This is a genomic window from Micromonospora phaseoli, assembly GCF_900109115.1.
Lineage (GTDB): Bacteria > Actinomycetota > Actinomycetes > Mycobacteriales > Micromonosporaceae > Micromonospora > Micromonospora phaseoli.
Window position 1 is genome coordinate 441,898 of record NZ_FNYV01000003.1, and the last position, 20,788, is coordinate 462,685.

At 72.5% G+C, this 20,788-nt stretch carries 17 protein-coding genes; 7 read left to right on the forward strand and 10 right to left on the reverse strand.

Annotation, left to right across the window (positions count from 1 at the left end; all coding sequences use genetic code 11):
* Positions 1-103: 103 nt before the first annotated feature.
* Both BMY89_RS10275 and BMY89_RS10280 read left to right on the forward strand, forming a co-directional pair.
* On the forward strand, positions 104-2,953 hold the full coding sequence (locus tag BMY89_RS10275; protein ID WP_092378518.1) for an FtsX-like permease family protein: 2,850 nt from the start codon (positions 104-106) through the stop codon (positions 2,951-2,953).
* A 119-nt stretch (positions 2,954-3,072) separates the two neighbouring features.
* Positions 3,073-3,702 carry an ABC transporter ATP-binding protein gene (locus BMY89_RS10280; RefSeq protein ID WP_372433330.1) on the forward strand — a complete coding sequence of 210 codons (630 nt, stop codon included), beginning with the start codon at positions 3,073-3,075 and terminating at the stop codon, positions 3,700-3,702.
* A 63-nt stretch (positions 3,703-3,765) separates the two neighbouring features.
* Here the strand turns inward: BMY89_RS10280 and glmM are convergent, their stop codons facing one another.
* From glmM to BMY89_RS10310, 6 genes are all read right to left on the reverse strand, one after another.
* The gene (gene glmM / locus BMY89_RS10285) at positions 3,766-5,124 is read right to left on the reverse strand and encodes a phosphoglucosamine mutase (RefSeq protein ID WP_092378523.1); all 1,359 of its coding nucleotides are present in this window, start codon (positions 5,122-5,124) and stop codon (positions 3,766-3,768) included.
* Positions 5,125-5,256: 132 nt separating this feature from the next.
* Positions 5,257-5,721 (reverse strand): 30S ribosomal protein S9, encoded by a 465-nt coding sequence (gene rpsI / locus BMY89_RS10290; protein ID WP_092378526.1) that lies wholly within the window; start codon positions 5,719-5,721, stop codon positions 5,257-5,259.
* A 20-nt stretch (positions 5,722-5,741) separates the two neighbouring features.
* The gene (rplM, locus tag BMY89_RS10295) at positions 5,742-6,185 is read right to left on the reverse strand and encodes a 50S ribosomal protein L13 (protein ID WP_092378529.1); all 444 of its coding nucleotides are present in this window, start codon (positions 6,183-6,185) and stop codon (positions 5,742-5,744) included.
* Between the two features lie 210 nt (positions 6,186-6,395).
* Positions 6,396-7,763, reverse strand: a complete 1,368-nt coding sequence (locus BMY89_RS10300; RefSeq protein WP_092378532.1) for a NarK family nitrate/nitrite MFS transporter — start codon at positions 7,761-7,763, stop codon at positions 6,396-6,398.
* Between the two features lie 102 nt (positions 7,764-7,865).
* Entirely contained in the window at positions 7,866-8,171 is a 306-nt protein-coding gene (locus BMY89_RS10305) for a type II toxin-antitoxin system PemK/MazF family toxin (RefSeq protein WP_175510336.1), read from the reverse strand.
* On the reverse strand, positions 8,149-8,406 hold the full coding sequence (locus tag BMY89_RS10310) for a hypothetical protein (RefSeq protein WP_175510337.1): 258 nt from the start codon (positions 8,404-8,406) through the stop codon (positions 8,149-8,151). The genes BMY89_RS10305 and BMY89_RS10310 overlap by 23 nt, the downstream gene beginning before the upstream one ends.
* 292 nt (positions 8,407-8,698) lie before the next feature.
* Here BMY89_RS10310 and BMY89_RS10315 point away from each other — a divergent pair, with 292 nt between their 5' ends.
* From BMY89_RS10315 to BMY89_RS10335, 5 genes are read left to right on the forward strand one after another with little or no spacing between them, the layout of a single operon-like run.
* A complete protein-coding gene (locus tag BMY89_RS10315) occupies positions 8,699-10,717 on the forward strand; it encodes a molybdopterin oxidoreductase family protein (RefSeq protein ID WP_232521215.1) in 2,019 nt (672 codons plus the stop codon).
* Positions 10,714-12,150, forward strand: a complete 1,437-nt coding sequence (locus BMY89_RS10320; protein WP_092378541.1) for an FAD-dependent oxidoreductase — start codon at positions 10,714-10,716, stop codon at positions 12,148-12,150. The genes BMY89_RS10315 and BMY89_RS10320 overlap by 4 nt, the downstream gene beginning before the upstream one ends.
* Positions 12,147-14,669 (forward strand): nitrite reductase large subunit NirB, encoded by a 2,523-nt coding sequence (nirB, locus tag BMY89_RS10325; protein ID WP_092378543.1) that lies wholly within the window; start codon positions 12,147-12,149, stop codon positions 14,667-14,669. The genes BMY89_RS10320 and nirB overlap by 4 nt, the downstream gene beginning before the upstream one ends.
* Complete coding sequence (nirD, locus tag BMY89_RS10330; RefSeq protein ID WP_092378546.1) at positions 14,666-15,013, forward strand: nitrite reductase small subunit NirD; 348 nt, start codon at positions 14,666-14,668, stop codon at positions 15,011-15,013. The genes nirB and nirD overlap by 4 nt, the downstream gene beginning before the upstream one ends.
* Entirely contained in the window at positions 15,013-16,101 is a 1,089-nt protein-coding gene (locus BMY89_RS10335) for a uroporphyrinogen-III synthase (RefSeq protein WP_092378549.1), read from the forward strand. The genes nirD and BMY89_RS10335 overlap by 1 nt, the downstream gene beginning before the upstream one ends.
* Positions 16,102-16,158: 57 nt before the next feature.
* Here BMY89_RS10335 and BMY89_RS10340 read toward each other — a convergent pair whose 3' ends face one another.
* From BMY89_RS10340 to BMY89_RS10355, 4 genes are read right to left on the reverse strand one after another with little or no spacing between them, the layout of a single operon-like run.
* Complete coding sequence (locus tag BMY89_RS10340) at positions 16,159-16,782, reverse strand: GTP-binding protein (RefSeq protein ID WP_092378552.1); 624 nt, start codon at positions 16,780-16,782, stop codon at positions 16,159-16,161.
* On the reverse strand, positions 16,763-17,125 hold the full coding sequence (locus tag BMY89_RS10345; protein WP_092378555.1) for a DUF742 domain-containing protein: 363 nt from the start codon (positions 17,123-17,125) through the stop codon (positions 16,763-16,765). The genes BMY89_RS10340 and BMY89_RS10345 overlap by 20 nt, the downstream gene beginning before the upstream one ends.
* A 36-nt stretch (positions 17,126-17,161) precedes the next feature.
* A complete protein-coding gene (locus BMY89_RS10350) occupies positions 17,162-17,569 on the reverse strand; it encodes a roadblock/LC7 domain-containing protein (protein WP_092378558.1) in 408 nt (135 codons plus the stop codon).
* Positions 17,566-20,688 carry a sensor histidine kinase gene (locus BMY89_RS10355; protein WP_092378561.1) on the reverse strand — a complete coding sequence of 1,041 codons (3,123 nt, stop codon included), beginning with the start codon at positions 20,686-20,688 and terminating at the stop codon, positions 17,566-17,568. Before BMY89_RS10355 ends, BMY89_RS10350 begins: the two co-directional genes overlap by 4 nt.
* Positions 20,689-20,788 lie beyond the last annotated feature (100 nt).

The window sequence follows — 20,788 nt, forward strand, 5'->3', positions numbered from 1 at the left end:
CCTCCGATCTGGGCGACCGCCCGGACCGATTCTGCCCGGCCGGGCCTTGCATTGCCACAATGTATCGCGCAGAGTGGTCAGCAGCACAACGGGGAGGCGCGACATGTTCCGGTTCATCTGGGCAGAGCTGCGCGGCCGTGCGGGAAGGTCGGTGGCGCTGCTGGTCGGCGTGCTGGTGGCGACCACCGGTTTCGTCGTCCTGACCGGCGCCACCACCACCTCCCGGTTGGAGGTTACCGGCGCCGTCGAGCGGAACACCCGGGCCGCGTACGACATCCTCATCCGACCGCCGGGGGCGCGCACCGCCCTGGAGTCAGAGCACCGCCTGGTCCGCCCGAACTACCTCTCCGGGCTCTACGGCGGCATCACCCTCGGGCAGTACGAGCAGGTGCAGCAGGTCGCCGGGGTGGACGTGGCCGCCCCGATCGCGATGCTCGGCCACTCGACGACCTACGTGCAGATGTCGATCGACCTCACCGACGCCGTCGATCCCACGCTGGACCACCAGGTGATCCGCATCGACCCCACCTACGTCGCCGAGCGGGGTCTCTCCACCGCACCGGGCAAGCCCTCCTACGTGTACGTCACCCGACGCCCGCTGATCCACCCTGTCCTCGACCCGGAGGACCCCTGGGGCTCAAGCCGCTACACAGACGGCCGGGTCTACCCCTGGACGGTGGAGTGCGGGCTGGCCGCCCGCGAGGTCCAGCCGGACGGCACCAGCCGGCCGGTCTGTGACCCGTACAACGCCGTCACGGGGGGCAATCCCAGCATCCGGTCGGAGCGCGAACTCTGGAGTGTCGCCATCGCTCGGCTGCTGCCCGACGGTCGCTTCGAGTTCAGTGACCCCGGTCTCGGTGCGAGTCACGCGCCCTCCAGCAAGAACCTCACCGTTACCCACCGGCTGGCGCTGGAGCGGCTGGTGGTCGTACCGCTGCTGCTGGCCGCCGTGGACCCCGACGCCGAGCAGCGCCTGGTCGGCCTCGCCGACGCGGTGGTGGACGGTCGTCCGCTGGACGAGACCGACACGCCCACCATCGAGGCGCTCCCCGACTTCTACCCCGACCGGGTCGTCCCGGCGCTCATCGCCGACCGGCCCTATCTGGACGGCGGGCTGCGCGCGGAGATCAGCCGGCTGCCGAGCACCAACCTGGCGGGCCTGTCGAGTGCCGAATTGGAGGCGGCGGTGGAGCGCACCCGCCGCATCCCGGCCGGCGACCGCCACCTCGACCTCGCAGACAGCTACCGCGCCCTGCTCGACGGCGGCCTCGGCACCCGGTTCCTCGGCGACGGGTGCTGCCGGGGGCAGATCAACGTGCTCGCCCAGCCGGGCCCGGTGGAGTACGCCCGCGAGCCGGACGGCACCCTGCGCATCCCCCGCGCGTCGCCACCCGACCCGGCGGCCTTCGGCGACCAGCAGGAGGGCAACTCGCTGCCGCGGCCCTGGCTCACCGACGACATCGGCTCGCGCGACCTGCGCCGGCTGGTCGTCCCGACCAACGGCGCCCTCAACGCCTGGTCGGCGGTGGGGGTGTTCGATCCGGACAAGTTGACCGGCTTCGGCGAGCTGAGCAGGGTGCCGCTGGAGACGTACGAGCCACCCACCGCCGAGGGCGCGGACGAGCGCAGCCGCGCCGCGCTCGGTGGCGAGCCGCTGCTGCCCAGCGGCAATCCGGCCGGCTACCTGTCCGCTCCGCCGCTGGTGCTGACCAGCCTGGCGAGCGTGCCGGAGCTGCTGAAAGACAGCAGCGGAACGCAGCGGAACGCCCCGATCAGCGCGATCCGGGTCCGGGTGGCCGAGGTGGACGGCTACAGCGAACGCGCCGCCGAGCGGGTCCGGCTGATCGCCGAGCGGATCGCCACCGAGACCGGCCTGGACGTCGACATCACCCTCGGCTCCTCGCCGGCACCGCAGACGGTGGAGTTGCCAGCGGGTTCCTTCGGCCGGCCGGGCCTGCGGCTGACCGAGAACTGGTCGGCGCTCGGCGTGGCCTCGGTGATCATCGAGGCGGTCGACCGTAAGAGTGCCGTGCTCTTCGTCCTGGTGCTGGTCGTCTGCGTACTCTTCCTCGGCAACGCGGTCACCGCGGCCGTCCGGGACCGCCGGTCCGAGCTGGCGGTGCTCGCCTGCCTGGGCTGGCCGGCACGGCGGATCGGCGCGCTGATCCTCGGCGAGGTGGCCCTGCTCGGCCTGGCCGCCGGGCTGCTCGCGGTCGGCCTGGCGTTCCCGCTCGGTGCCGCGCTGGGCATCGGGATCGACTGGCGGCGGGCGCTGCTCGCCGTACCGGTGGCGCTGCTGCTGGCGCTGGTCGCGGCGCTGACACCGGCGCTGCGGGCCACACGCGCCCACCCGGCCGCCGCACTGCGGCCCTCGGTCGCCGCCGCCCGCTGGGTACGCCGCCCGCGGACGCTGCCCGGCCTGGCCCTGGTGAACCTGCTCCGCACCCCCGGGCGCACCCTGCTCGGCGCGACCGCGCTGGCCATCGGGGTGGCCGCCCTCACCCTGGTCGGCGCCACCGCCTATGCCTTCCGGGGGGCCATCGTCGGCAACCTGCTCGGCGACACCGTGTCGTTGAGCGTGCGCGACGCCGACGCGGTGGCGGCGGTCGCGACCGTCCTGCTCGGCGCCGCCGCAGTCGCCGACGTGCTCTACCTGAACATCCGGGACCGGGCGGCCGAGCTGACCACCCTGCGCGCCCTCGGCTGGACCGATGGCGAACTGAGCCGATTGATCGGGTACGAAGGACTGTTCCTCGGCGCGCTCGGCGCGCTGGCCGGCGCGGGCCTCGGGCTCGGCGCGGCGGCCTGGCTGGTGGGCGACCTGCCGGCGGCGCTGGTGCTGGTGGCCGCCGCCGGCGCACTGGTCGGGGTGCTGGTCACCGGCCTGGCCGCGCTCGTTCCGGCCACGCTGCTGCGTCGCCTACCCGCAGCACGACTACTGGCAGAGGAGTGAGCATGGACGCGACCAGGGGCAGCACGGTCCGCACCACCGGACTGGTCCGGCAGTTCCGCACCGGCACCGAGCGGTTGACCGCGATCGACGACGTGACCCTGGAGATCGCCGCTGGCTCCCTGGTGGCGCTGACCGGACCGAGCGGCTCCGGCAAGTCCACCCTGCTGCACCTGATCGGCGCGATCGAGCAGCCCGACCAGGGCAGCGTTGCGGTGGACGAGGTGGAGATCAGCGCGTTGGGCCGGGTCGCCCTGTCCCGCTACCGCCAACGGGTCGGCTTCGTCTTCCAGCGCTACCACCTGCTGCCGGCGCTGACCGTGCTGGACAACGTGATCGCACCGGTGCTGCCCCGCCGGGGGCGCACCGACCATGCGGCGCGCGCCCGGGAACTGCTCGAAGCTGTCGGCCTGGCAGGCCGGGAGCAGGCGCTGCCCGCCCAGCTCTCCGGTGGCCAGCAGCAGCGGGTCGCCATCGCTCGGGCCCTGATGGGTCAACCCCGGCTGCTGCTCGCCGACGAACCTACCGGCAACCTCGACTCGACCACCGGCACACAGCTGCTCGACCTGCTGCTCCAGCTACGCGAGCAGCACGGCATGACCATCCTGCTGGCCACCCACGAGCCGATCATCGCCGCCCGCTGTGACCGGCTGATCCGCCTCGGCGACGGCCGGATCGTGGAGGACGTCGACCTCACCGACGGTGAGGATCCCGCCGACACCTACGACCGGGCGGCCCGGCTCCGCCTCTGACCCGGCGGGCCCAGGTCGCGCTGGTCGGGAACCCCACCGTCGCGCCGGGCAGCCGCACGGGGGTCAGGTGGTCGCGGGGCTGGCGGTGCGGACCTGGTCGGCGATGCGCTCGGCGACCTCACGGGCCGTCTGCTCGGTGGCGGCCTCGACCATCACCCGCACCAGCGGCTCGGTGCCCGACGGGCGCAGCAGCACCCGGCCCGTCTCACCCAACTCGACCTCGGCCCGCTCGACCTCGGCGCGGACGGCGGGTGCGGCGGCGCCCACGGTACGGTCACCCACCGGCACGTTGATCAACACCTGCGGCAGCTTGGTCACCACGGCCGCGAGGTCCGACAGGGGCCGGCCGGTGGCCGCGATCCGGGCCATCAGGTGCAGCCCGGTCAACACCCCGTCGCCGGTGGTGGCGTACGCCGGCATCACGATGTGTCCGCTCTGCTCGCCACCCAGGGCCAGCCCGGAGCCGCGCAACTCCTCCAGCACGTACCGGTCGCCGACCTTGGTCTCGACCAGCCGGATGCCCTCGGCGGACATGGCCAGGCGCAGGCCGAGGTTGCTCATCACGGTGGCCACCAGGGTGTCCCCGGTCAGCGTGCCGGCCTCACGCATCGCCAGGGCCAGGATCGCCATCAACTGATCGCCGTCGACCTCGTCGCCGTCGGCGGTCACCGCGACGCAACGGTCGGCGTCGCCGTCGTGCGCGAGGCCGAGGTGCGCGCCGTGCTCCACCACCGCCTGGCGCAGCGCCTCGATGTGGTTGGAGCCGCACTCGTCGTTGATGTTGAGCCCGTCCGGCTCGGCGTTGATCGCGATGACCTCGGCACCGGCCTCCCGGTACGCCGCCGGTGCGACCTCGGCCGCGGCGCCGTTGGCGCAGTCGACCACGACCTTGATCCCGTCGAGGCGGTCCGGCAACGTGCCGACCAGATGCTGCACGTAGTGGTCCGCGCCGTCGAGCAGGTCGTGCACCCGGCCGACTCCCGCGCCGACCGGGCGCTTCCAGGCGGTGATGGCGTTGGCCTCGATGGCCGCTTCGATCCGCATCTCGATCTCGTCGGGCAACTTGTGCCCGCCTGCGGCGAAGAGCTTGATCCCGTTGTCCGGCATCGGGTTGTGCGAGGCCGAGAGCATCACCCCGAGGTCCGCCTTCGCCTCCGCGGTGAGGAACGCCACCGCCGGGGTGGGTAGCACGCCGACCCGGACGACCGTCGCACCCGCGCTGGTCAGTCCGGCCACCACGGCCGCCTCCAGCATCTCGCCGCTGGCCCGGGTGTCTCGACCGACCACGGCCAGCGGCGCGCGGCTGCGATCCGACTCGGCGAGGGTGTGCGCGGCCGCGACGGCCACCGAGAGTGCCAACTCCGGGGTGAGGTCGGCGTTCGCCCGCCCGCGTACGCCATCCGTGCCGAACAACCGGCCCATACCCACCAACCTCCGATGAAACTGCCGATGCAGGAAATTTGCCCGGTTACGCGGAGACGGAAACGGCCGGCCCACCTCCCTGTCGGGGAGGCGGACCGGCCGTCCGTCAGAAGTACAAGGTGCGGCTGGAGATCAGCGCTTCGAGTACTGGGGAGCCTTACGGGCCTTCTTGAGGCCGTACTTCTTGCTCTCCTTGACCCGGGCGTCCCGGGTCAGGAAGCCGGCCTTCTTCAGCGCCGGGCGGTCGTCGGGCTCGTTGACGATCAGCGCCCGCGCGATGGCCAGCCGCAGCGCACCGGCCTGGCCGGTGGTGCCGCCGCCGCGCAGGTTGGCGATGACGTCGAACGTCTCGGGCTTCTCGGCGGTGACCAGCGGGTCCTTGATCAGCTGCTGGTGCACCTTGCTCGGGAAGTAGGCCTCCAGGTCACGCCCGTTGCAGGTGATCTTGCCGGTGCCCGGCACGATGCGAACCCGGACGATGGCCTCCTTGCGCCGACCCACGGTCTGGATCGGGCGGTCACCACGAGGCGCGCGCGCGACGGGCGCCGGCGCCTCGGTGGCCTCGGGGGCGACCTCGGTGGCGGTGATGTCGGTCATGCTGCTTCCTTCGCCCGCGCTCACTGCGCGATCTGCTTGATCTCGAACGGCATCGGCTGCTGCGCGCCGTGCGGGTGCTCGGCACCGGCGTAGACCTTCAGCTTCTTGATGAGCTGACGGCCGAGCTTGTTGTGCGGGAGCATCCCCTTCACAGCCAGCTCGATGGCCCGCTCGGGGCGCTTGGAGAGCAGCTCCTCGTAGCCGACCTGCTTGAGGCCACCCGGGTAACCGGAGTGCCGGTAGGCGATCTTCTGCTGACGCTTGTTGCCGGTCAGCGCAACCTTGCCCGCGTTCACGACGACGACGAAGTCGCCCGTGTCGACGTGCGGCGCGAAAGTCGGCTTGTGCTTGCCCCGCAGCAGCGTGGCGGCGTGGGTGGCCAGGCGGCCCAGCACGACATCAGAGGCGTCGATGACGTGCCACTGACGCTCGATCTCACCCGGCTTCGGGCTGTACGTACGCACAGGTATACCTTGTCTCGTCGTCGGTCTGGGGTCGCGCGCCGAGGTGACCGGAACTTCCCAGCCGGACCAGCGCGCACGAACGACCAAGCGTACCTCAGGCGGCACGCCCACAGATGTCGTACAACAGCAGGCAACGATACCCGTAGCCCCGGCGGCCGGTCAAAACGGGGTACCCGGCCGGCGCGCCGAGCGGGAGGGCCATGACCGGGCTCACACCCTCGCGCGGGCCATCCGGCTGCCCGGCCGGAGGTAGGCCGCCCAGGTGACCACCAGCAGCACCAGAAAGAAGCCCACGTAGAAGCGCAGCGCCGGCTGGATGCCGCCGTAGGTGCTGCGGGCCCAGGCGTAGCAGATCGGCACCAGGAAGCCGCCGAAGGCGCCCACCGCGGAGATGATGCCCAGCGCGCCGGCGGCCTGGCGGCGCATCGCCAGCATCACCTCCGGCGTACCGCCCTGCTCCTCTCCCTTGATCTGGAAGATCCGGCTGATCATGCGGTAGGTCGAGCCGTTGCCGATGCCGGTGGCCACGAACAGGAGCAGGAAGGCCGCGAAGAACACGCCCATGCTGCGCTGCTCGACCGACCAGAGCGCGGCCAGGGCGCCGGCGGCCATCAGCACGAAACTCGCCACCGTGATCCGGGCGCCGCCGACGAGGTCGGACAGGCGGCCACCGAACGGCCGACAGATCGAGCCCACCGCCGCACCGAGGAACGCCCAGGACAGCGCGACGTCCGGCCGACCGAAGACCGAGTTGAGCAGGGTGGGAAAGGCCGCCGAGTAGCCGATGAACGATCCGAAGGTGCCGATGTACAGCAGCGACATCACCCAGGTGTCACGGTGCCGCAGCGACGACCAGACCGGCCCCACGTCGGCCTTGGCCTCGACCAGGTTGTCCATGAAGAGGTACGCGCACACCGCGGCGATCACCGCCAGCGGGATGTACATCAGGCCGGCCCGGGCCAGCACGAGCCCGCCACCCAGCACGATCACCTGGGGCACCAGGAACTGCACGACGGCCACCCCGATGTTGCCACCGGCGGCGTTGAGGCCCAGCGCCCACCCCTTCTCCCGTTCCGGATAGAAGAAGGAGATGTTCGCCATGCTGGAGGCGAAGTTCCCGCCACCGAGCCCGGCCGTGGCGGCGATCAGCAGCAGGGGCAGGAAGCCGATCTCCGGATTCTCGACCGCCCAGGCCAGGCCGGCGCAGGGCACGATCAGCAGCAACGCCGAGATGACGGTCCAGTTCCGGCCGCCGAAGACCGGCACGGCGAAGGTGTACGGCAGCCGCAGCAGCGCGCCGACCCCGCTGGGCACGGCGGTCAGCCAGAGCGCCTGGCTGGTGGTGAGTTGCCAACCGGCGTCACCGAGCCGGACGACGACGATGCTCCACAGCAGCCACACCGAGAAGCCGATGTGCTCGGCGAAGATCGACCAGATGAGGTTGCGACGGGCGACGCCGCTGCCGACCTGCCGCCAGAAGCCTGGATCCTCCGGCGCCCAGTGCCCGATCCATCGACCTGGCCGACGATCCAGGCTGTCTTCTCCGATTACCGCTGGTTTCGCGCTCGTGGTGGTCATGGCGCAGAAGCTAGGGAGCCGCCGTTACCACGGCGTTCGTCGTTCGGGTCGGCCGGGCAACGGGGACCGCACCACGGCTCGCCGGCGTTGGTGAGGAGCGCGTCAGAGCTGTTGCAGGATGCGCAGCGCCCGGTCGATCCGCCGGATGGTCTCGGTGTCGGCGACGTCCACGCACTCGGTGAACCACTTCTTCATCGGCGAGGAGATCCGGTCGGGCATCACCACCCAGCCGCCCATCGGCACCGCCAGGGGCGAGTCGCGCAGCAGCGCCGCCTCGACCACCTCGGCGACGATCACGATGGGCACCGCGGTGGAGTTGTAGACATCGGAGCTGATCACCAGACCGAGCCGCTCCCGGGCACCCTCGATCCGCCAGACCTCGCCCCTACGCAGCACGCGGGCGACCACCGAAGAGCAGGTCGTCGACCATGTCCACCTCCTGGGCGTCAGCCAGGGACGCGGACTCCAGATCCAGCCCCGCCCGCCCGACGGCGGTGGCGTGCGCGGTGAAGACCTCACGCAGCGCCTTCTCCTGGGCCGCCTGATCCATCCAGGCGGAGAGCGAGAGCCCTTCGCGCTTGGCGAACCGCCGGGCATCCGCGATCGTCTCGTCCGAGAACGACAGAGTCACCTTGGCTGTCATGCCGAACAGAATACCCATTGGTATGACCAGCAGTCATCCTCCGAGTACCACAGCCAGCCGTCTTCCACATCCCAAGAAGATCGTCTCACCTAACGGACCCTGCCAGTCGTCCGGCAACCGACGTGCGGTGTGAGCGGCTCTTGACAGGGCCGAAACAAACGAGACGCGGACCGGAAACCGCCCAACGGCACGCTTTGCCGACATGACAGACGGTGTGCGACCCGCGACACGACCGGGGCGGACGCCCCGCGAGGTGGCGACGCACTGCCCGTACTGCGCGCTCCAGTGCGGCATGATCCTGCGCGAGGAGACCGACGGGGTGACCGTGCTCCCCCGGCAGTTCCCCACCAACCGGGGCGGCCTGTGCCAGAAGGGCTGGACCTCGGCCGAGCTGCTCGACCACCCGGAACGGCTGACCACCCCGCTGCTGCGCGATCCGTCCACCGGTGAGCTGCGCCCGGCGAGCTGGGACGCCGCGCTGGACCGGATCGTCACCGGCCTGCACGACGTGCAGCAACGTCACGGCCGCGACGCGGTCGCCGTCTTCGGCGGCGGCGGGCTCACCAACGAGAAGGCGTACGCGCTGGGCAGGTTCGCGCGGGTGGCGCTACGTACCCGGCACATCGACTACAACGGACGGTTCTGCATGTCGTCGGCCGCCGCGGCCGGCATGCGGGCCTTCGGCGTGGACCGGGGGCTGCCGTTCCCGCTCTCCGACCTCGGCCGCGCGGACACCCTGCTGCTGGTCGGCGCGAACCCGGCGGAGACCATGCCGCCGCTGATGCGGTGGCTGACCGAGCAACGGGAGCGGGGCGGTCGACTGATCGTGATCGACCCCCGGGTGACCGCCACCGCCCGACAGGCCGACCTGCACCTGCAGGCACTGCCCGGCACCGACCTGGCGGTGGCCAACGCGCTGCTGCACATCGCCCTCACCGAGGGCTACGTCGACGCGGACTACATCGCCACCCGCACGGCCGGCTTCACCGCCGTACGGCGCACCGTGGCGAGTTGGTGGCCGGCCCGCGCCGAGGCGCTCTCCGGCGTACCGGTGGCCGACCTGGAGGAGACCGCCCGGGCCCTGGCCACCGCGCAACGGGCGATCATCCTCACCGCGCGCGGGGCCGAACAGCACGCCAAGGGCGTCGACACGGTCAGCGGCTTCGTCAACCTGGCGCTCGCGCTCGGCCTGCCCGGTCGCCCTGGCTCCGGCTACGGCTGCCTGACCGGGCAGGGCAACGGGCAGGGCGGTCGGGAGCACGGGCAGAAGGCCGACCAGCTGCCCGGGTACCGGAAGATCGACGACCTGGAGGCCCGTGCGCACGTCGCGCGGGTCTGGGGGGTGCCCGCCGACGAGCTGCCCGGACCGGGCGTGCCGGCGTACCAGCTGCTGGACTCGCTGGGGACGGACCAGGGGCCGCGGGCGCTGCTGGTCTTCGGCTCCAACCCGGTGGTCTCCGCGCCGCGCGCGGGCCGGATCGAGAGTCGACTGCGCGACCTGGACCTGCTCGTCGTCGTCGACTTCCTGCTCTCCGAGACCGCCGCGCTGGCCGACGTGGTGCTGCCCACCGCGCAGTGGGCCGAGGAGGACGGCACGATGACCAACCTGGAGGGTCGGGTGCTGCGCCGCCGGGCGCTGCGCCAACCGCCACCGGGGGTACGCACCGACCTCACCATCCTCGCCGACCTCTCCACCCGCCTTGAGCTGCGGGGAGGGGGCTCGGCCGACCCCCACACGGTCTTCGAGGAGCTGCGCCGGGCCTCGGCCGGCGGCCTCGCCGACTACGCCGGGATCAGCTGGGACCGGATCGACGCCGCCGACGGGGTGTTCTGGCCATGCCCCGCGGACGACGGGCCGGACTCGCCGCGGCTCTTCACCGATCGCTTCGCCACCCCCGACGGGCTGGCCCGGTTCCACCCGGTCGAGCACCGTCCGGCGGCCGAGGAGGTCTGCCCGGAGTACCCGCTGCACTTCACCACCGGTCGGGTCCTCGCGCAGTACCAGTCGGGCACCCAGACCCGTCGGGTGGCCGCGCTGCGCCGGGCCGCCCCCGACGCCTTCGTGGAGCTGCATCCCGACCTCGCGGAGCGACTGGGCGTGACCGACGGCGAGCCGGTGAGGGTGGTCTCCCGACGGGGCGAGTTCCAGGCACCCGCCCGGCTCAGCCCGGCCATCCGGTCCGACACCGTCTTCGCCCCGTTCCACTGGGGCGGGCAGGCGCGCGCCAACTCCGTCACCAACGACGCCGTCGACCCGGTCTCCGGGATGCCCGAGTTCAAGATCTGCGCCGTCCGGGTGGAGAAGCCATGAGCCAACGGGTCGTGGTGGTCGGCAACGGGATGGCCGGTTCCCGCCTCGCGGCGGAGCTGCACGCGCGGGGCGAGGACCTGAAGGTCACCGTGCTCGGCGCGGAACCGCACCGGGCGTACAACCGGATCATGCTGTCCAATCTGCTGGCCGGGAAGATCGGCGAGCCGGACGTGGAGTTGGCCGAGGTCGCCGGGCGCGGCGTCGACCTGCGTACCGGAGTCACGGTCAGCACGATCGACCGGGCGAGCGGGCAGGTGCTCACCGACGACGGCGACCGGATCCCCTACGACCACCTGGTCCTCGCCACGGGCAGCCGGGCGGTGGTGCCGCCGCTGCCCGGCCTCGATCCGTTGCGGCTACCGGAGCGGGTGATCCCGTTCCGCACCCTGGACGACTGTCGGCGCATCCTCGCCCTGGCCGGCCACGCCCGGCGCGCCCTCGTGCTGGGCGGCGGGCTGCTCGGCCTGGAGGCCGCCCGGGGACTCGCCGCCCGGGGACTCGACGTGGGCGTGGTGCACCGGGTGCCGTACCTGATGGAGCGTCAGCTCGACCCGGCCGCCGGCGCGATGCTCGCCGGCACGCTCACCGGTCTCGGGGTGACCACCCACCTGGCGGTCGCGCCGACCGGAGTCGAGGCCGACGCGTCCGGGGTCCGTCTGGCGCTGTCCGACGGGCGGTCGCTCGACGCCGACCTGCTGCTGCTCGCCTGCGGGGTACGCCCCGACACGGCCCTCGCCGCCGCGGCCGGCCTGGCCGTCGAGCGGGGCGTGCTGGTCGACGACCGACTGCGGACCAGCGACCGGCAGATCTCGGCGATCGGTGACTGCGCGCAACACCAGGGCACGCTGACCGGGCTGGTCGCGCCGGCCTGGGCGCAGGCCCGGGTGGTCGCCCAGGTGCTGACCGGGCAGGACCCGCTGGCCCGGTACCAGCCGCGGCCGGTGGTGACCCGGCTGAAGGCGGCCGGCATCGACCTGGCCGCGATGGGCGATCCGACGGGTGGCCCGGGCGAGGAGCTGACCTTCGCCGACCCGGCGCGCGGCACCTACGCCTGGTTGCGCATCCACGACGAGCGGCTGGCCGCCGCGATCCTGCTCGGCGACAACCCCTCCGTGGGCACGGTGATCCAGCTGTTCGACCGCGGTCACCCGGTGCCCGGCGACCGGCGGGCACTGCTGCTCGGGCGGGCCGTCGGCGGGGCCGTCGCGGCACCCGCCGCGTCTCCGGCGCTGATGCCGGACGCGACCACGGTGTGCCAGTGCAACACCGTGAGCAAGGGCGCGCTGGTGCACTGCTGGCGGGGTGGGGCTCGCACGCTCGACGCCGTGGTCGCGCAGACCCGGGCCGGCACCGGCTGCGGCAGCTGCCGCGACGCGGTGGCCGGCATCGTCGACTGGTTGTCCAGAGCAGATCCGGTGGAGGTGGGGCGATGACCGGCGGCAGGGTGGTCGTCATCGGCAACGGCATGGTCGGCCAGCGGTTCGTGGACGCGCTGCGCGACCGCGACCCGCAGGCGCGGTGGCGGGTCACGGTGCTCGCCGAGGAGACCCGTCCGGCATACGACCGGGTACGGCTCTCGGCGTACTTCGACGGCGCCGACGCCGACGAGCTGAACCTGTACACCGCGCACGACGGAGTCGAGTTGCGCCTCGGCGAACCGGCCACCGGCGTGGACCGGGCCCGCCGCGTGGTAACCACGGGCGCCGGCGAACACCCGTACGACGTGCTGGTGCTCGCCACCGGGTCGTCTCCCTTCGTGCCGCCGGTGGACGGCGCGGGCCTGCCCGGTGTCTTCGTCTACCGGACCCTGGACGACCTGGCCTCGATCAGCGAGTACGCACAGGGCCGCCGGGCCGGCGCGGTGATCGGCGGCGGACTGCTCGGCCTGGAGGCGGCGAACGCGCTGCGCCTGCTCGGGCTGGGCACCAGCGTGGTGGAGTTCGCCCCACGGCTGATGCCGGCGCAGGTGGACACCGCCGGCGGCGCGATGCTCCGCCGTTACGTGGCGGAGCTGGGCGTGGCGTGCCACCTGGGGGTGGCCACCACCGCGCTGCGTGCCGGCCCGGACGGGTCGGTGGCCGCCCTGGAGCTCGCCGACGGCACGGTGCTCGACACCGATCTGGTGGTGGTGGCCGCCGGCATCCGTCCCCGCGACGAGCTGGCCCGCGCGGCCGGGCTTGAGCTCGGCCCACGCGGTGGTGTGCTGGTCGACACCGCCTGCCGGACCACCGACGAGCGGATCTACGCGGTCGGCGAGTGCGCCGCCGTCGACGGCACCTGCTACGGCCTGGTCGCCCCCGGCTACGCGATGGCGGAGGTGGTCGCCGACCGGCTGGTCGGCGGCGCGGCCACCTTCCCCGGCGCGGACACCGCCACCAAACTGAAGCTGCTCGGCGTCGACGTGGCGTCCTTCGGCGACGCGCACGGCGCGACGCCGGGTTGTCTGGACGTCACCTGGACCGACCCGGCCGCCCGGGTCTACGCGAAGCTGGTCCTCTCCGACGACGCCAGGACACTGTTGGGCGGCGTGCTGGTCGGCGACGCCGCCGCGTACCCGACGCTGCGGGCCAGCGTGGGCGGGCCGCTGCCGGCCGCACCGCTGGCCCTGCTCGCCGGTGACGACGCGGTCGGCGCGTCGGTCGGCGCCCTGCCGGCGACCGCGCAGGTCTGTTCCTGCAACGCGGTGACCCGGGCGGACATCGACACGGCGATCGCCGGCGGCTGCGCCGACGTGCCCGCCCTGAAGGCGTGCACCCGGGCCGGTACCAGCTGCGGTTCCTGCGTGCCGATGCTCAAGCAACTGCTCGACGCGGCCGGGGTCACCCAGTCCCCGGCCCTGTGCGAGCACTTCGACGTCAACCGCCAGGAGCTGTTCGACATCGTCCGGGTACGCGACATCCGGACGTTCTCGCGGCTGATCGCCGAGCACGGCCGGGGGCGGGGCTGCGACATCTGCAAGCCGGTGGTCGCCTCGATCCTCGCCTCGCTCGGCAACGGCCACATCCTCGACGGCGAACAGGCCTCGTTGCAGGACACCAACGACCATTTCCTGGCGAACCTGCAACGCGACGGGAGCTACTCGGTGGTGCCCCGGATCCCCGGCGGGGAGATCACCCCGGAGAAGCTGATCATCATCGGCGAGGTGGCCCGGGACTTCAACCTTTACACGAAGATCACCGGCGGGCAGCGGATCGACCTGTTCGGGGCCCGGGTCGAGCAGTTGCCGCAGATCTGGCGCCGACTGGTGGACGCCGGCTTCGAGTCCGGGCACGCGTACGGCAAGGCGTTGCGCACCGTGAAGTCGTGCGTCGGCTCCACCTGGTGCCGCTACGGGGTGCAGGACTCGGTGGGGCTGGCCATCGCCCTGGAGCTGCGCTACCGCGGGCTCCGCGCCCCACACAAGATCAAATCGGCGGTCTCCGGCTGCGCCCGCGAGTGTGCCGAGGCCCGCAGCAAGGACTTCGGTGTCATCGCCACCGAGACCGGATGGAACCTCTACCTCGGCGGCAACGGTGGCTTCCGGCCACGGCACGCCGACCTGTTCGCCACTGATCTGTCCACCGAGGCGCTGATCACGCTGATCGACAGGTTCCTGATGTACTACGTCCGTACCGCCGACCGTCTGCAACGTACCGCCGCCTGGATCGAGGCGATGGACGGCGGACTCGACCACCTCCGGTCGGTGATCGTGGACGACTCACTCGGCCTCTGCGCCGAACTGGACGCCGCGATGGCCCGGCACGTCACGGGCTACTCGGACGAGTGGCGCGACGTGCTCGACGACCCGGAGCGGCTGCGCCGGTTCACGTCCTTCGTCAACGCGCCGGACGTACCCGACCCGTCGATCACCTTCGTCACCGAACGCGGACAACCCGTTCCCGTCGGTGGCCGGTCACCCTCACCCGACGGCCGTCAACCGGTCACGCTCGGGCTGCCGGAGGTGCGGCGATGAGCACCACGACCACCCTGCGCTGGCACACCGTCTGCCCACTGCACCGGCTGGACCCGGACCGGGGCGTCGCCGCCCTCGTCGACGGGGTGCAGGTGGCCCTCTTCCGCACTGTGGACGGGCTGTACGCGATCGACAACCGGGACCCGGTCGGCGGGGCGTACGTGCTGTCCCGGGGGATCGTGGGCAGCCGCGCCGGTGTGCCGACGGTCGCTTCGCCGCTGCACAAGCAGGTGTACGACCTGCGTACGGGGGATTGTCTCGACCTGCCCGGGATTTCGGTGCCCCGGCACGAGGTCCGTTGCCGGGACGGCATGGTCGAGGTGCGGCTGCGACAGGAGGGCTGATGCGCGAGGAACTGGCCGGCTTCACCATCGGGGTGACCGCCGACCGGCGGCGGGACGAACTCGCCGCGCTGCTCCAACGGCGCGGTGCCCGGGTGGTGCTCGCTCCCGCTCTGCGGATCGTCCCGCTCGCGGACGACACCGAGCTACGCGAGGCCACGCGAGCGTGCCTGGAACGTCCACCGGACATCCTGATGGCGAACACCGGCATCGGGATGCGTGGCTGGTTGGAGGCCGCCGAAGGGTGGGGACTGGCCGAGCCGTTGCGCGGGGTGCTCAGCAGCGCGTACGTGGTGGCCCGGGGTCCCAAGGCCCGCGGGGCGATCCGCGCGGCCGGCCTGTACGACCAGTGGTCGCCCGCCTCCGAGAGCTGCGACGAGGTGGTCGATCACCTGCGGAGCCGAGGAGTGTCCGGCCAGGTGATCGCCATGCAGCTGCACGGCGAGCGGCAGCCGGAGTGCACCCGCGCGCTGGAGGATGCCGGCGCCACCGTCATCGAGATCCCGGTCTACCGCTGGGCCCCGCCGACCGATCCGGCGCCACTGCACCGGCTGGTCGACCTGGTGGCGAGCCGGCTGGTGGACGCGGTCACCTTCACCTCGGCACCGGCGGCGGAGGCGCTGCTCCGGGCCGCCGGGGATCGCACGGAGGCGGTTCTGGAGGCGCTCCGCGGTGACGTACTGGCCAGCTGCGTCGGCCCGGTCACGGCGGAGCCGCTGGTCCGGCGCGGGGTCCCGGTGAGCGCGCCGAGCCGGGCCCGGCTGGGTGCGCTGGTCCGCACCATCGTCGACGAGTTGCCCCGGCGGACGGTCACCATCAAGGTCGCCGGGCACCTGCTGACCCTGCGCGGCCACGCGGCGGTGCTGGACGGCGAGCTGCATCCGCTCGCCCCGGCACCGATGGCGGTGCTGCGGGCCCTGGCCCAGACGCCGGGACGGGTGCTGTCGCGGACTGCCCTGCTCCGGACGCTGCCGCGGGGCGCCGACGAGCACGCTGTGGAGATGGCGGTGGCCCGGCTGCGAGCCGGGCTGAAGGCACCGCGCGTCGTGCAGACCGTCGTCAAGCGCGGCTACCGCCTCCGCGTCGACTGAGGGTGCGGGTCCCGCCGTACCGGCCGGCGCCGGGCCGGCGGGACACCGCGAAGATTCTCAGCCGACCGGGGTCGGAAAGCCACGGTCGTGCTCGGCCTGCAGCCGCGCCATGGCGTGCTCGACGACGGTCACCAGTACCCGCTTGACCGGCTCGCGTTGCCGGGCGTCGGTCATCACCAACGGCACGTCCGGTGAGATGGCCAACGCCTCGCGCACCTCGTCCAGCTCGTACTGCGGCGCACCGTCGAACCGGTTGAGCGCCACCACGTACGGCAGGTTGCGGTTCTCGAAGTAGTCAAGCGGGGCGAAGGCGTCGGCGATCCGGCGGGTGTCCACCAGAACGGCGGCGCCCACCGCGCCTCGGATGATCTCGTCCCACATGAACCAGAACCGGGTCTGTCCTGGCGTCCCGAAGAGGTACAGGATCAGGTCCTGTGCCATGGTGATCCGGCCGAAGTCCATGGCGACCGTGGTGGTCTCCTTGCCCGGCACGTTGGACGGGTCGTCGATACCGACGCCCGCCGCGGTCATCACCGCCTCGGTGGTCAGCGGTGTGATCTCGGAGATCGCACCGACCAGCGTCGTCTTGCCGACACCGAAGCCACCCGCCACGACGATCTTCGCGGAGATGATTCCCCGGCTCTGGCGGGCCCCGGCGGGGTCATAGCTCGCGAAGTCCACTCAGCACCCTTCCCAGCATTTCCATCCGCTCCTCGTACCCTGTGGCGGGAGCGGCCGTCTGTAGCGTCAACAGGCCCTCGGCCACCATGTCCGCGACCAGAACCCGGGCGACACCCAGCGGCAACCGGGTGTACGCGGCAATCTCGGCCAGCGACTCGGGACGGCCCTCGCAGACCATGGCGATGCGATGCTTGTCGTGCCCGGCAAAGCGCGACTCGGCGATCTGGGTGGGACCGGCCACCAGCACCGCCTCCAGGGCGATGTCCTGTAGTGGCTCGGTCCGACCCCGGGTGACCGCGTACGGCCGAACCAACGCACCACGTGGGTCACGCCGGTGCTCCATCCGCAATCACCTCCTTCATCCGCTGGCACGCGCCTGTTATGACCGCACCGCGTCCCGGGGCAGCGGCACCAGCGCCGCGCCGACCCGCTCCACCAGCAGCGCCATCTCGTAGCCAACCTGGCCGACGTCGCAGCTACGCGCCGCGAGCACCGCCATCGACGACCCGTCGCTGATGGACATCAGGAACAGGTAGCCGCTGTCCATCTCGATGACTGTCTGCAACACCCCGCCAGCGCTGAACATCCGCGCGGCCCCCTCGGTCAGACTGACCACGCCGGAGGTGATCGCGGCGAGTTGATCCGCCCGATCCGCTGGCAGGTCGCGGGAGGAGGCGAGCAGCAGCCCGTCCGCGGACACCGCCACCACGTGGGCGATACCCGCCACGCTGTCGGCGAAGTTGCTGAGCAGCCAACCCATGTCCTGCATGGCCGCTGGCCTGTTCATCGGCTCGTCTCCTTGGTCGAAGTGCTGTTCTGACTCGCCCCGGCCGTCCGGCCACGCTGGACGCCGCGGTGGTAGGCGGACAACAGACCACGTACTTCGTCCGGGGTCCGGCGGCTGTGCTCACGCCCGCTGCGTGGCTCGATACCGCCCGGCACGAGTTGCGCCTGGGGTACCCGCTTGGGCAGGCCGGACCGGGTCGTCCCGGCGGGGGTGGGTTCGGCCGCCCGGCTGGCTCGTGACCAGCCCTCGTCGGCCGCCGTCCGCCAGGCCTCGTCCTCGGCGCCGCTGGTCGGCGGCGGCGCGGCGGGCGGCGGTGCGGCAGGTGTCGGGGCGGCGGGCGGCGGGGCCACGGGCGCCGCCTGCGGCGTCCTGGACGGCGGACCGGCCGTCGCGGCGGCCGGCGGCTGGTACGACGGCGGCGGCGCGGGCGTACCGGCGGCCGCCGCGCCCGGCGTACGGGTGGGCAACGGGCTCCGTCCCCTGGTCGGCTCGACGGTGGGCGCCGGTGGATCGGCTGCCGGTGCCGGTGCCGGCTCGTCGAACTTCGGCCGGCTGAAGATGGCGGTCGCGTCGTTGCCGTGCGACCGGAACCAGACCGCCTCCATCTCCCGGAAGATCGGCGAGTCGGCGGTCGGCTCGGGCGCAGCGGTGATCGGCGCGGTCGTGGTCGTGGTCGGGGCGGTGGCGGCCAGGCTGGCGCCCAGCCCCTGGAAGCCGGAGGTGTCGTAGCCCCCACCCGCGGAGCTCTGACCGGTGCCCGGGACGTAGCCGCCCGTCGGCGCGGTGACCGGCGCACCGGCGACGGGGCCGACCGGCAGCCCGGGTGCGGCCGGTTCGCTGTAGCCACCGGCGCCCCGGGTCAGCAGCGGGTCGAGGGTGGTCTGGGCCACCGTCGGGGTACCCGCGTTGAATCCGCCGGCGAAGGCCGGTGGCGGCGTACGGGTCGGTGGCGGGCTGTCGGGTACTGACTCTGTGGCCGGCCAGGGCCCCGAGGACGGCGTGCTGTTACGCCATCCGTCGATCAACGTCGCGGTGCTGCCACGCCCCGTACCGCCGGTCGGTTCGTTGAAGCCGGCCGGTGCCAGCGGGGTCTGCTCGACCGCGAGCGGCTGCCGGGGCCGGGTGATCGCCTGATCGCGACCGCGCAGGCTGGGCAGCACCACCGTGGCGGCGGGCAGGGTGACCTGGGCGACGGTGCCGCCCTCGACGTTGCGGCGCAACTCCACCCGGATCCCGTAGCGGGCTCCGAGGCGGCTGACCACCGCGAGACCCATCAGGCGGAAGGCCGACACGTCGACGTTGGACGGCTCCGCGAGCCGCCGGTTGAGCGAGTCCATCTGCTCGTCGGTCAGCCCGAGGCCCCGGTCCTCGATCTGGATGAGCACGTAGTCCCGGATCCGCCGGCCGTCGGCGACGACGGTGGTGTTCGGCGGTGAGAAGCGGGTGGCGTTGTCGAGCAGCTCCGCCACCAGACGCACCACGTCGTTGACCGCGTGGGCGGCCACCGACACGTCGGTGTCGACGGTGCCGAACTCGATCCGGTTGTAGAGCTCCACCTCGGACTGCGCGGCCCGCAGGACGTCGACCAGCAACGCGTCCTCGCGGCGCGGCACCGTCGAGTCCGCCCCGGCCAGCACGAGCAGGTTCTCGTCGTTGCGGCGCATCCGGGTGGCGAGGTGGTCGAGTTCGAACAGCTGGGCGAGGCGCTTCGGGTCCTCTTCGCCCCGCTCGATCGCGTCGAGTTCACCGATCATGCGGTCGACCAGGGTCTGACTGCGTCGGGCCAGGTTCAGGAACATCGCCGAGACGCTGGTCCGCAGGGCTGCCTGTTCGGCCGCGACCCGGACCGCCTCCCGGTGTACGACGTTGAACGCCAGGGCGACCTGACCCACCTCGTCGCGGTTGTTGAGCTGGATCGGGTCCCGTACCTCCCGGACGATCTCGTCGACGCTGCCGTCACTGACGTTGCCCATCCCCTGCAGGCGGCGCACCGCCTCCGGCAGGTCGTGGTTGGCCACCGAGAGGGCGCCTTCACGCAGCCGGCGCAGCGAGTGGTTCAGCGAGCGGGCCAGCACCACGGCCAGGGTCACCGCGATGATCAGGGTGAGCAGCACCAGCGTCGTCTCGACGACGGCCTGCCGGATGACGTCCGAGCGTGCCTGCTCGGCCTGGTCCAGCAGGCGATCCTGCAGCTCGATCTCGGCCCATCGCATCAGCTCGTTCACCGCGCCGATCGAGGCCGTGGCCTCCTGCGCGGTGAACGGCGCGCGTTGGTTGACCGACCGGCTGAGGTCGGTGGCGATCCGGTCGGCGAGCACCACGGCGTCGCCGGAGACGGTGCTCTCGACCAGGGCGCGCTGAATCGGGTCGGCGGCCAGCGAGAAGGCCACCAACGCCTCCTGCTGCCCGGTGAGGGTCGCCACGAACACGGAGAACTGCTCGCTGTCCAGCCGGCCGGCGCTCAGCGCGGTGAAGGCGACCGCCTCCTCCTCCGCGACGGCCGCCTTGGCCCGGGCGAAGGCGGCGACCGCCCGGCGGCTGTCACCGAGCTGTTCGTCACCGGGCAGCTGGGCCAGTCCGTCGCCGTAGGCGACCAGGTCGGTCAGGACCACGCCGTAGCGCAGGGTGGCCTCGGCCACCTCCATCTGCTGGCGGTCGAGCACCTCCTGCCGGGTGCCGTCGAGGGTGTCCAGGTGCGCGTCGATGGCCGCGAGTCGGTCGCGGACCGCGGCGGGGGCGTCACCGACCCGGGCGCGCTCGGCGCGGTACTCGTCGACCCGCTCCTGGGTCTGCCGGACCCGCAGGTTGTACGCGTCGGCCTGCTGGGCGGGGGTGGCCAGGTAGGCCGCCGCCGCCATCCGTTCGGCGTGCAGGTCGTTCGTCAGCGCCGAGATGTCGATGGAGAGCGCGGTGAGCGACCGCGCCTGGGTCGCGTCGTAGGCCCCCTCACCGACGGAGACCAGACGGACCGTGGCCAGCGCGATGACCGCAGCCACCGGCACGACCAGGATCAGCGCCAGCTTGGACCGGATCCGGGCGTCCCGCAACCTGGGCAGCCGGCCGCGCCCCTGGTGCGCGGCGTTACCGCTGGCGGACAGGGTCGTCGGTCCGGTGCTCACGACATCGCCTCCGTCGTTTTCTTTCCGCCTGAACCATCGACCCGTCCGTGGAGCGACGGCCGGCGCCATGCGCGGCACGGCCGCGATTTCATCAGACGAG

Excerpts from the sequence above, each read along its gene's own strand:
- BMY89_RS10345 (WP_092378555.1), bottom strand. The coding sequence starts at position 17,125 with ATGGAGCACCGGCGTGACCCACGTGGTGCGTTGGTTCGGCCGTACGCG.
- BMY89_RS10275 (WP_092378518.1), top strand. The coding sequence starts at position 104 with ATGTTCCGGTTCATCTGGGCAGAGCTGCGCGGCCGTGCGGGAAGGTCG.
- BMY89_RS10310 (WP_175510337.1), bottom strand. The coding sequence starts at position 8,406 with ATGACAGCCAAGGTGACTCTGTCGTTCTCGGACGAGACGATCGCGGAT.
- glmM (WP_092378523.1), bottom strand. The coding sequence starts at position 5,124 with ATGGGCCGGTTGTTCGGCACGGATGGCGTACGCGGGCGGGCGAACGCC.
- nirB (WP_092378543.1), top strand. The coding sequence starts at position 12,147 with ATGACCGGCGGCAGGGTGGTCGTCATCGGCAACGGCATGGTCGGCCAG.
- BMY89_RS10320 (WP_092378541.1), top strand. The coding sequence starts at position 10,714 with ATGAGCCAACGGGTCGTGGTGGTCGGCAACGGGATGGCCGGTTCCCGC.
- BMY89_RS10300 (WP_092378532.1), bottom strand. The coding sequence starts at position 7,763 with ATGACCACCACGAGCGCGAAACCAGCGGTAATCGGAGAAGACAGCCTG.
- BMY89_RS10315 (WP_232521215.1), top strand. The coding sequence starts at position 8,699 with ATGATCCTGCGCGAGGAGACCGACGGGGTGACCGTGCTCCCCCGGCAG.
- rpsI (WP_092378526.1), bottom strand. The coding sequence starts at position 5,721 with ATGACCGACATCACCGCCACCGAGGTCGCCCCCGAGGCCACCGAGGCG.
- BMY89_RS10350 (WP_092378558.1), bottom strand. The coding sequence starts at position 17,569 with ATGAACAGGCCAGCGGCCATGCAGGACATGGGTTGGCTGCTCAGCAAC.
- BMY89_RS10335 (WP_092378549.1), top strand. The coding sequence starts at position 15,013 with ATGCGCGAGGAACTGGCCGGCTTCACCATCGGGGTGACCGCCGACCGG.
- nirD (WP_092378546.1), top strand. The coding sequence starts at position 14,666 with ATGAGCACCACGACCACCCTGCGCTGGCACACCGTCTGCCCACTGCAC.